This is a genomic window from Flavobacterium aquidurense, from assembly GCF_002217195.1.
In the GTDB taxonomy this organism is placed as follows: Bacteria; Bacteroidota; Bacteroidia; order Flavobacteriales; family Flavobacteriaceae; genus Flavobacterium; species Flavobacterium frigidimaris.
In genome coordinates, this window is record NZ_MUGR01000026.1 from 1 (window position 1) to 11,131 (window position 11,131).

Below are 11,131 nucleotides of genomic sequence, written 5' to 3' on the forward strand. Positions count from 1 at the left end.
GTTAATCACTGATTAAATATGCAAAATTCACCAGAAAAAAACAAGCTCAAAAAAAAATAGCTGCCTCAGTTGTGAGACAGCTACTTTTAGTATTTTGCTTTTTGAGATAAAAACTAATTATCATTTCTTTCTAAATCATCATCATCAAAATGATCTTCGTCTTCGATGTGTTCCTCTTCGTCAGGATCATCAGCGTCGATAATTTCAAATTCTTCATCCGGATTGTTGGCGATATAATCATCTTCATCTACAACCTGCTCCTGATTGGGGATATTTTCATTTCTGGTGATATTGTCTCTTCTCAAAAGATTGTCAATTGCTTTATCGATTAAGATGGCAGTATCGACATCCAGATGTCCTCTTTGGTATTTTTGTTGAAAGTAAAGTTCTGCTTCCTGATACGTATGATCTGTATATGTTTCCATGGTGGTATGTTTTTTAATATGATACTACAAATCTATCCCTCAATGCAAAATAATGTCTTACAGAATTCTAAAATCTAATTGTATAATATGCAGGTGTTTAGAATGCAATTTTAATAAAAAATGATATAACTGCTCTGATAATCAAGATGGTAATTTTATCAAATATTAATCACATAAAATTATTACCATGAAAACTACAGATAGTAAAAAAGAAACCACTACGAGTAAAAAAGAAGTAAGTGCACCAAAAGGAGCAACAAAAGCAAAGTCAGATGCCGCATCCGGATTGACTGAATTGTTCGAAGACGGATTAAAAGACATTTACTGGGCAGAAAAGGCCCTGACTAAGGCAATACCTGCAATGACTAAAAACGCGACGTCAGCGGACTTAATAGAGGCTTTAAACAGCCACCTGACCGAAACCGAAGAACATGTAACCAGATTAGAGAAGGTTTTTGAGATAATTGGTAAAAAAGCTTCTGCAAAAAAATGCGATGCAATGGCCGGTTTAATCGAAGAAGGAAAAGGGATTATTGAGGAAACTGAAGTAGGAGGTGTGCGTGATGCGGGAATTATTGCAGCGGCACAAAAAATAGAGCATTACGAAATTGCAACTTACGGAACTCTAAGACAGTTTGCAGAAACGCTTGGTCTGGCTGATGCGGTAAAAATACTGGCGCAAACTCTTGAAGAAGAAAAAGGAGCAGACAAAAAGCTGACAATAATTGCTGTAGATGCTGTAAATCTTGAAGCTGCAGAAACAGATTAAGCCCAAGAAAACAATCTCATAAAAAGTGTGACCGTCCGGTTGCACTTTTTTTAGTTTATAAATTTAAAAACCGATAGTATGCCAGAAGGTCCGTCTATAGTGATTTTAAAAGAAGAAGTACAGCAATTTGCGCATCAAAAAGTAATTGAAGTTTCCGGAAACAGTTCGATCGACATGGATCGCCTGCAAGGCAAAACCATTCTTGATTTTAAAACCTGGGGAAAAAATTTCCTGATTTGTTTTGATGATTTCACCGTCAAAATTCATTTGCTCATGTTTGGAACATACCGAATAAACGAACGCAAAGAAACACAACCAAGACTGAGTATGATTTTTTCTAACGGAGAACTCAACTTTTATACCTGTTCGATAAAAATTCTCGAAGGTGATCTTAACGATTATTACGATTGGAGCAGAGATGTAATGAACGAAAAATGGGATCCGAAAAAAGCAAAAAAGAGTCTGGATAAAATTCCGGATGAAATGATTTGTGATGCAATCCTGGATCAGGATATTTTTTCGGGAGTAGGGAACATTATAAAAAATGAAGTTTTGTACCGATGCAAAATTCATCCCGAATCTTTGGTTGGTAAAATTCCGTCTAAGGATTTGAAAAATATTATCAGTGAATGTTCAATTTATAGTTTTGAATTTCTGGATTGGAAGAAAAACTTTGAATTAAAAAAACACTGGCTCGCTTATACAAAAAGTGTTTGCCTTCGATGCGATCTTCCCATTCACAAAAAACATACAGGGAAGAGAAATCGCAGAAGTTTCTTTTGTACCAACTGTCAAAAATTACACAAATGAAAAATCAGGTTTTAACAGGCTGTTCGAGCTACAATAATCGCCTCTGGAAGGGAATTTTCTACCCTGACAACTTGTCACAGTCTAAGTGGTTTGAGTTTTATTACCAGTGTTTTAGAACATATGAGTTCAACGGAAGCTTTTATAGGTTTCCGACGGTCAGAATATTTCAAAATTGGTACAATAAAACGCCTGAAAATTTTATTTTTTCGGTAAAAGCACCAAAAGAAATTACACATAGTAAGAAATTTGTGGATTGTCAGGATCGCATAAATGAGTTTTATGAGGTCTGTAAAACGGGCTTAAAAGAGAAATTAGGCTGTATTTTGTTTCAATTTCCTCCGAGCTATCATTTTAGTGCTGAAAAACTCACTCAAATCATCCGTAATTTGGATTTAAGCTTTAAAAACGTAATCGAATTTCGCCACGAAAGTTGGTGGAATGAGGAAGTCTGGGACGCCTTTCGGGAGCACAATATTACCTTCTGCAGCGTAAGTCATCCGCAATTACCTGACACTATTTTTACAGATTTTCCTTTGATTTTTATCAGATTGCATGGAAAACCGAAGATGTTTTACTCTAGTTATTCATCTAAAGAATTACTTGATATAAAAGATGCAATTCATTTAAAATCAGCATTTGTTTATTTTAATAATACTGCAAGTGAAGCCGGAATTCTAAATGCTTTAGAGTTAAAACATATGTTGGAATGAGGTTTTTGAGAGCTAACCGCAAAGACCGCCATCCCGATGACCATCGGGATACGCAAAGTCCGAAAAGTTTTTAGCCACAGATTAAAAAGATTAAGAGGATTTTAAAATCTGTATAATCATTTTAATCTGTGGCTCACTTTTTTTAATTCTTAGCGAACTTTGCAGCCAAAAAATAAAGCCCGTAAAGAAATAAATCTTAGCGGGCTTTGCGTATCCCGATAGCTATCGGGATGAGCTTTTTGTGGTTAAATTATCCTTATAAAAACTACAATTTCAAGTTACCTTCAATTCCGTCATCCATTGTTTTTCCGGTTACAAAGGCAGTCGCCATTTTAGCGATGGCTACCATTTTTCCGTTTTTGTTGTTCCAGTAATAACCGTCTTCCGGTACTACTTTTATAACGCTTAAGTTTGGATCATCTTCGCCTTCCGGCATCCAGATCTTTACGATTGGATCCCAAAGTTCTTTTATTTTCTCCCTGTCATAGGATATGCTTGCGGTTCCGTGTAAGGTCAGAAATTTATCATGCGGTTCAGAAAAGAATAACTCAACCTGCGGGTTAAGACTAATCTCTGCATTCTGACTGCTGTTTCTGTCTGATAAAAACCAAAGTTGTCCTAAATCGTCGATTTTCTGAACTGACATTGGTCGCGATTGTAGTCTGTATTCGTTATAGGTACAAAACATACATGTTTTTATATTTTCTGCAAGATCTTTTATTTTATCTACAGCAAATTCGTTTGTTAAGTCTTTATGATCTCCCATGGCTTTTGTTTTTTTAATTAATTAAAATATTTAGTAAGATTCTCATTTACTGGGTAGTATAATGAGTTGTTTCACTTAAAACTTCATTGTAACAAAGTTGCCATATTTTCTGTTGGTGTAGCTTACACAATTAAATTAAAAAATTATGAGATTTCAATTACTAATTTTTTTAATGATAATAAATTCGCCTGCAAATAATCTATAAATTTGGTTATCTTTGAGGAAGAAAATACCCAATTTACACAATACCACATGACTGATTTCACGATATTTTATACCGATGATGATGAAGATGATTTGAGCATTTTTATAGATGCAGTAGAGTCATTACCCAAAAAAATCCAGCTTCAGACGTATTCCGGAGGAGAAAAATTACTGAATGCCATTTACAATCCGCCGCCAACACCGCACCTCGTTTTTTTAGACCTGAATATGCCCGGAAAAAATGGATTTGATGTTTTGGCCGAACTTAGGAATTCTGAGGTCAAAAATGATATTCCGGTTATTATTTTCTCTACTTCAAATGAACCAAGTATCATAGAAAGATGCCGTACTTTGGGCGCTAATTACTTTATTACAAAGCCGGTTTTGATGAAAGATATTATACAGTCTATCAATCACGCACTTGAAATCGACTGGAAGAAATTTAGTCCAACCGATAAGAATTTCGTTTATAAAATATAATAACGCTATAACTCAGGAATGTAAATGTCAAAAGTGGCGCCTTTATCTTTTTCGCCACTTGCCGTTATGATGCCTTTATGGTTTTCTACGATCTTTTTTACAATCGCGAGGCCTATTCCGGTACCTGCGAATTCAGTTTCTGTATTCAAACGCTGAAAAACCTCGAAAATACGCTCCTTGTACTCCGCATCAAAGCCAATTCCGTTATCTGAAATCCTTAAATGATAATACATTTTATCAGGATAGTTTACTTCGTGTTTTATACTGCTGCCTTTTATTCTTTTGGCTTTGATTTCGATAACAGGGGTGATGTCTTTTCTGGAGAATTTTAATGCATTTCCGACCAGATTATGAAGCAATTGCCTAAACTGAAACGGAATAATAGTTGCTTCGCCTAAAGAGCCAAAAATAAGCTGTGCGTTCTTTTCTTCGATACGTTCAGAGAAATCGCTTGTTATTTCTTCGGCAATATCATCCAGATTTACTTTTACAAAGACCCTTTCGGCTGAATTTGTTCTTGAATATTCTAAAAGATCCTGAATTAGAGTCTGCATTCTTTTTGCCGAAACTTCAATTCGGGTGAGGTATGTTTTGGCTTTCGTCGAAATATTCTCGTCGTCTAAATCAGATAAGCGAGTGGCAAAAGTCTGTATTTTTCGAAGAGGTTCCTGCAAATCATGACTTGAGATATAGGCAAAAGACTGCAGTTCAATATTCATATTGATCAGATCTCTGTTTTTGATTTCGAGCTGTTCAGTACGTTCAGATACTTCTTTTTCAAGCTGATCTGTAAAATTCTTTTGATCCTGAATATCAGTACTCGTACCTACCCACATCTGAATATTTCCGTTACTGTCTTTTTGAGCTATTGCCCGGCTTAATTGCCATCTGTATTCGCCGTCATGACGACGAAAACGGTGTTCCAGCAAGAAATCTTTGCCTGTTTTTATGGCTTCCATCCAGGTGTTTACATTTGCTTCGCGATCTTCAGGATGCACGATTTGCAGCCAGCCTTTTTTGACAACGTCTTCAACAGGAATCCCGGAATACGTATAAACCGACTGATTAAAATAATTTAAGTTTCCCAGTGCATCGCTGGTCCAGATATGCTGAGGCATAGAGTCGGCGAGGAGCCTGAATTTTTCCTCACTTTCGATCAGGGTTTGCTGGCTGTTTTTTTCATCTGTAATATCCATTATGGTACCCAGCATTTTTACCGGATTTTTATTTTCATCAAAGAAAATTTTCCCGTGTGCTTTTATCCAGCAAATAGAGTAATCAGGTTTTATAACGCGCGATTCGTATTTGTAAATACTTGTTTTCAGCGCCACATTATAAGCGTCTTCGAGTATAATCTGATCATCAGGATGTATTTGCGCTCTGATTTGTGCGCGGGTTATCTGATCTGTTTTATCATGCCCAAAAATAGTCGCCAGATTCTCTGAATAAATCAAATCCTGAGTTTTGATATTCAAATCCCAGGTGGCAATTTCGGCAATCTCAGCCGCTAATCGGGCGCGTTCTTCTGCATTCTCGACTTTTTTTCGTGCTTGTACTTTTGAGGTTACATCAGTTACGGTAACCATTACTCCGGAAGCTTCGCCTTCTTTCTCTAATAAGGGTGTATATTGATAATCAAGATAAAACTTCTTAAGTTTTCCTTTTATGTTGACATAAGCAACTGCTTCGTTTTCGCGAATAATTTTTTTATCTAAAATAACCTGATCGAGGAGTTCCGGGTATTTTTGTTCTTTTAATTCAGGAAATACCTCCAGAATAGGTTTTCCAATGGTTTCTTTCTTCTTTTTTTGCCAGATGTTTTTCATCATCGTATTATTGGCCATTTCGATAATATGATCCTTGCCTCTAAAAATAGCCATCGCAATAGGCGAGTCAATAACTAATTTACGGAAAGCTTTCTCACTTTCTGCCAAAAGATGTTTTGCTTTTAGGGCTTCAGTGACTTCATACGCCACAATGATGACACCTGCAATTGTATTGTTTTCGTCTCTTAAAGGCTGAAAAACCAAATTAAAATAACAAACTTCCTGTTTGCCATAACGGTTTAAAGTAACTGCTAATTCATCAGAATAGTAAGGAACCCCTTCATTAAAGACTTTAGAAATCAACGGATAGATGGTATCTTTTGCTTCCGGAACAGAATTAAAAACAGGTTTGTTCAGAATTTCGCTTTCTTTTTTATCTACAATCTGAAGATAAGTGCTATTGGCCATATCGACAACTAAATCAGTACCTTTAAGAATCGCAATCCCCAATGGAACTTGTTTGACTGTATTCCTAAAGCGTTTTTCGCTTTCTTCCACCACGGTTCTTGCAATAACTTGTATGGTAACATCATTTGCAATAGCTACAATGCCGGAAATTGTCCCGTCCGGTTCTTTTAGTGCTTCATAAACAACGTTGATAAAAGTATTTTCGACTTTGCCTTTACGCGTCAGTTTTACCGGAAGTTCATAAGCCGTAAAGCGTTCTCCGGTGGTGTAGACATTTAGTAAAACGTCTTCAAGTCCCTGACCTGCAACTTCAGGTAATGCTTTAAAAACGGGCTGTCCGATGACTTCGTCTATTTTTCTTTCCCAAATCTCCAGCATCAGTTCGTTTGCAATTTCTACTACATACTCTTTTCCTCTAAAAATGCACATTGCCATAGGAGTCTGCAGAATATTATTGCGATAACGCTCATTGTTGTCTTCAAGATTCTTCAGGATATTTACCTTATCAGTTGTTTCATTACAAATAACCAAAACACCATCTATTTTTCCTTCATCATTATTTACCGGACTATAAGAAAAAGTCCAGTATACATCTTCCATTTTTCCGTTTCTGTAGATAGGCAATAGTTGGTCTTCGTGCCAGGTTGCTTCGCCCAGAGTAAGGACCTGATCGATTAACGGTTTAATAAAATCCCAGATTTCCGGCCAGAATTCAGCCCCTTTTTGGCCTAATATCGCAGGATGTTTTCCGTCGTTTCCAAGACTAGGGCGATAAGCATCATTATAGAAGCAAACCTGATCCGGTCCCCAAAACAAAAACATCGGAAATTTCGAGTTTAAAAGAATTCCCAATGCCGTACGCAAACTTTGCGGCCATGAATCAATGGGCCCAACAGGAGATTTGCTCCAGTCTGTAGCACGCATTAAAGCGCCCATTTCGCCTCCATTAGCCAGGAAATTTTGATTTAAAGTAACCATTAAAAATTATTTTGTTTTTGATTATAACAATAAAGCAGGCTTGATAAATACGATTAGTTATAAGCAGTACTTTTAGATAATTGTTAAAATTAGTAAAATATTTATTGATTTTATTTTGATTTTTTGAATGAGGTAATTTTAAAATCAATAGAGTTAATTTAATTTGAATTGAATGATGAAATTTGATTAAACAATAGATTTGAAAAAATCTTAAACGCAATCGAATCATGAAAAAAGAGCAAAAACACGAAACCGACTATATAAAAAAGTATCAGAATGAAGGTTACACTTCTAATTTTTTGTTTACGGAAGGAACCTTACAAGATTCGGAAACAAAATATGCCTATCAGCCCAATGAAATTTTTATTGTGGCACATCACCGTTACGAAGGCATGAGCGACCCTGATGATATGTCTATTTTGTATATCATCGAAACAAAGGATCAGATCAAAGGAACACATTTAATAGGATACGGACCAACGGCTGATTTAGAAGAAGCTGAATTTTTTAAAGATATTCCAAAGGCAAATTACTCTAAAAATGCCGATATCAATGAATTGACATAATATAAATAGGAAGTATTTTTTTTATTTTGCTGGGGAGCAGTTGTTTCAGATTTATCTGGAGCAGCTGCTTTTTTTTTTTAAAGGTTCTGAGTTGCCAAGTTGCTGAGGTTCTGAGTTTTTTTTTTGTTTCATTTTAAAATTTCATGCAAAGGCGCAACGTTTTTAAGTTTTTTACTTTCGACTTTGTGCGATGAATAACTTCAGCTTAAATTAAAGCTTTGTGTATTCGTGTCTTTGTGGCAAATACATCACTCATATAAACTTCTATTAATTATGAAATATCTGACTGAAATTGTATAAGAGTTTGATTCACAATATTTAGGAAATTTGAATTATCAAAATTAGTAAAACCAAAGTTAAGTTTTGTACGTAAATAATTACGGACTAATTTATAAAACCAAACCATTATGAAAAAACTATACTTAAATGCAGGAAGATTTGATGCTATTTTTAATGATCTTAAAGATAGTTTTAATGGTGATCTGACCCTCAATCATAGCGAATACCATTTGGCTATTAAAACAAAATGGGCAAAAGGGACTATTACAGGAGTTTGTCTGGACAATAAAATGTCGCATTTGAGTTTTGACCTTGTATTGAATCAGGATGTAAGTGTCAGTATAGAATCCTTTCAGTCAGCACCAATATTTTTTGCGTATTGCGAAAATGGGGGATTAGGACATAGTTTTGGGACTAATGGTGAGAAAAAAAGCCTTAAAAAGAATCAGTCAGGTATTTTAAGTAATACATCTGTTATCAATAGTGTTTTGTTTTTAGAAAGTCATAAACGCATTCAGTTTTCATTAATCGGAGTGCCTACAAAGGGATTAGCAGAAACTCAGAATGCTGAAATGATTTCCCAATTAAAGAGAAGATTCCTGAACGAATCGGGGAACTATTTTTATACAGGAACAAACAGCTTAAAAATTGCCCAAAAATGGCAGGAACTTAAAACACTTCCACAACAGGGAATTGTTAGAAATTTACTTAAAAAGCTGATATTGAAAGAAATTATAGAGATGGAGATAGCCCAACACAGTTATAACTACATCAGAACATTTGAACCTATTTTGAATTTGGCTGTAAAGCAAATTAATGAAATAAAAAGAATATCAAACCTGAATATTACTGAAGTAATTAATGCCGCGGGATTAGCGGGCCGAAACTATTTGCCCCGTATTTTTAAAGAAAAGTACCATTTGTCATACAAGCCATACAATCAGAAATTAGTTAGCTAGTAAGCATCAAATACCACTTCTTTTACGAAAAAAACAGCTTTTATGGCTACCGTCTGGACACATCTCTAAAGAGTATCCAGCCTTGCAATACTGAATTGAATTTTTGCAGGCCAATCCAAAAGGTTGTGATGCCAGGTTTTCTTTCTGAGAGATAACCTTTCCATCCTCCTAATCTAGCAATAGCCCATATATATCGTTTCAAATCGGACGATTTATATGGGTTTTTTAGTTTTTCGGTTTTACCTTCTAATTGTATGATTTGCAACTCTAAACATTCTATTTCTTCTTCTGAAAAACAGCTTCTGGGTTCGGATTCTTCTTCGCTGGCATAGGCTATTTGCATGATAAAGAGCTTTATAATAGTCTCCAACATCAAAAGACATAGTTTGCGAACTGCTTTACCTTGAGATAATTCGCTGGCTTCTATATTGAACCCCTCTTTTTTTAAAATTCTAAATACTTCTTCGATAGTCCACCTGTAGGTGTACCATTCGATACAAAGTAATGCAGTTTGTAGATCTTCAACTTTCTTTGTTGTTAGCAATCTCCAAAGTATTGGATTTTCAATATTTTCTCCTACTTCTTTTGCTTCAATAGCGTAAAGATTGATTTTATCGGGAAGATGTTTCCCTGAATATTGATGTTTGCCTATTGTTATTTCTGAAAAGCGTACTTCTATAGTAGCTTTTCTTTTTTGGATCTTTCTCCTTTTATCTCCTTCTAGTTCAATCGTGTAGCTTCCTTGAAGTGGCTGTGAACTAAGATGATCGAAAAGTTTTACTTTATTATCAAGCAATCGATTAAATCGCGATCTAATCAATAAATGAGTTTTACTATCGGGCACAAGGCAAAATTGTTCGAAAATATCTCCCTCTCTGTCCTGAATGATGATTATTTCTTTTGCTTTACTTAATCTTTTCTTAGTTTCAAGAGAAGAATCGATCCATCTATAAGACTCTTTTTCTTCAATTGGTATGCGATTGTGAGTATTGGTCTTCATTTTAGCAGGCAGTTCATGCCCTCTATTCCATATTTTCACATCTGAAAAACCATATGGCATTAAGGTATCTGCATCTATGATAAAACTTGGATGAATAAAAAAGCCAAGTCCACCAACAGAAGCATTGGTCAGTCCAATTGACTCATCCTTTTTGATCCTGTTTCTGTGATTGTACAGGTTTATTTCACTGCTGTCCTGAATACACAAAACAGATTTAGCTTCAACGCAGCTTACACAATTAAAAGACATGTTCTTTATAATATCAGCTTCACTAACATTATCATTTTGTAAAAATCGGTAAATCGCTTTGGCTTCAGCGTCACTTTCTGCTAATTGTCTTATCGAATAAATACTATTAGCAAACAAGCGATTGAGAATAGAATTACCTCTATTCAACAATCGCTTGTCTTTTAAATTTTCAAAATATCTAGTCTGCACTTTTTCTCAAATATAATTAAAAATATATTTGTGTCCAGACGGTAGGCTTTTATGGGCTGTTTTTTTTATGTATTGTAGTGAGGAATGGCACACGGATGACACAGATTCGCTTCGCGAAAACGCGGATTTGCACGGATTTTATTTTGAGTTTTTGTAATAATATATTAATGAAAAAAAACTTTGCGACTTAGCTTTGCGAGATTAAAAGGCTCAGTATCTCAGTACCTTTAATACTAACTCTCTTTCTCATAATAAATAATAAAATAAACCATAATCAGATTGAGACATAAAGAGACACTATTGGTAATTATTATAGGTAAATCATTTTTTAAAACGCCATAAATAATCCAGACTAAAATCCCGAAAGTAAGAATACTAAAGGTTTTAAGCGAAATTTGCTTGACCTTTTTGGTTTTCCAAACTTTAATAATCTGAGGAATCACTGATATCGTAACACAAGTTCCGGCAAAAAGTCCGATGATGTCTGTGAAATTCATTTTTTTTTTTTTTTTT

11 protein-coding genes are annotated in these 11,131 nt (G+C 35.1%); 6 read left to right on the plus strand and 5 right to left on the minus strand.

Going from position 1 to position 11,131, the window contains the following annotated elements; translation table 11 throughout:
• Nucleotides 1-113: 113 nt before the first annotated feature.
• Nucleotides 114-425: a hypothetical protein gene (locus tag B0A67_RS13985; RefSeq protein WP_072954187.1), complete on the minus strand. Its 312-nt coding sequence runs from the start codon at nt 423-425 to the stop codon at nt 114-116.
• A gap of 187 nt (nt 426-612) precedes the next feature.
• On the opposite strand from B0A67_RS13985, the gene B0A67_RS13990 reads away from it, so the two are divergent.
• From B0A67_RS13990 to B0A67_RS14000, 3 genes are all read left to right on the plus strand, one after another.
• A complete protein-coding gene (locus B0A67_RS13990; RefSeq protein WP_072954184.1) occupies nt 613-1,194 on the plus strand; it encodes a YciE/YciF ferroxidase family protein in 582 nt (193 codons plus the stop codon).
• A gap of 78 nt (nt 1,195-1,272) precedes the next feature.
• The gene (locus B0A67_RS13995) at nt 1,273-2,004 is read left to right on the plus strand and encodes a DNA-formamidopyrimidine glycosylase family protein (protein WP_072954180.1); all 732 of its coding nucleotides are present in this window, start codon (nt 1,273-1,275) and stop codon (nt 2,002-2,004) included.
• Entirely contained in the window at nt 2,001-2,714 is a 714-nt protein-coding gene (locus tag B0A67_RS14000; protein ID WP_072954177.1) for a DUF72 domain-containing protein, read from the plus strand. Before B0A67_RS13995 ends, B0A67_RS14000 begins: the two co-directional genes overlap by 4 nt.
• Before the next feature lie 265 nt (nt 2,715-2,979).
• Here the strand turns inward: B0A67_RS14000 and B0A67_RS14005 are convergent, their stop codons facing one another.
• A complete protein-coding gene (locus B0A67_RS14005) occupies nt 2,980-3,480 on the minus strand; it encodes a pyridoxamine 5'-phosphate oxidase family protein (protein WP_072954174.1) in 501 nt (166 codons plus the stop codon).
• Nucleotides 3,481-3,732: 252 nt separating this feature from the next.
• Here B0A67_RS14005 and B0A67_RS14010 point away from each other — a divergent pair, with 252 nt between their 5' ends.
• Nucleotides 3,733-4,164: a response regulator gene (locus B0A67_RS14010; protein WP_072954171.1), complete on the plus strand. Its 432-nt coding sequence runs from the start codon at nt 3,733-3,735 to the stop codon at nt 4,162-4,164.
• 5 nt (nt 4,165-4,169) lie between these two features.
• Here B0A67_RS14010 and B0A67_RS14015 read toward each other — a convergent pair whose 3' ends face one another.
• Nucleotides 4,170-7,376, minus strand: coding sequence for a PAS domain S-box protein (locus tag B0A67_RS14015; protein ID WP_072954168.1), 3,207 nt, complete (start codon nt 7,374-7,376; stop codon nt 4,170-4,172).
• A 227-nt stretch (nt 7,377-7,603) separates the two neighbouring features.
• On the opposite strand from B0A67_RS14015, the gene B0A67_RS14025 reads away from it, so the two are divergent.
• Nucleotides 7,604-7,942 carry a hypothetical protein gene (locus B0A67_RS14025; RefSeq protein WP_072954161.1) on the plus strand — a complete coding sequence of 113 codons (339 nt, stop codon included), beginning with the start codon at nt 7,604-7,606 and terminating at the stop codon, nt 7,940-7,942.
• A 407-nt stretch (nt 7,943-8,349) separates the two neighbouring features.
• Nucleotides 8,350-9,180 carry a hypothetical protein gene (locus B0A67_RS14030; RefSeq protein WP_072954158.1) on the plus strand — a complete coding sequence of 277 codons (831 nt, stop codon included), beginning with the start codon at nt 8,350-8,352 and terminating at the stop codon, nt 9,178-9,180.
• 46 nt (nt 9,181-9,226) lie between these two features.
• Here B0A67_RS14030 and B0A67_RS14035 read toward each other — a convergent pair whose 3' ends face one another.
• On the minus strand, nt 9,227-10,618 hold the full coding sequence (locus tag B0A67_RS14035; RefSeq protein WP_072954155.1) for an IS4 family transposase: 1,392 nt from the start codon (nt 10,616-10,618) through the stop codon (nt 9,227-9,229).
• Nucleotides 10,619-10,851: 233 nt separating this feature from the next.
• Nucleotides 10,852-11,115, minus strand: coding sequence for a SemiSWEET family sugar transporter (locus B0A67_RS14040; protein ID WP_089069542.1), 264 nt, complete (start codon nt 11,113-11,115; stop codon nt 10,852-10,854).
• Nucleotides 11,116-11,131: the final 16 nt, after the last annotated feature.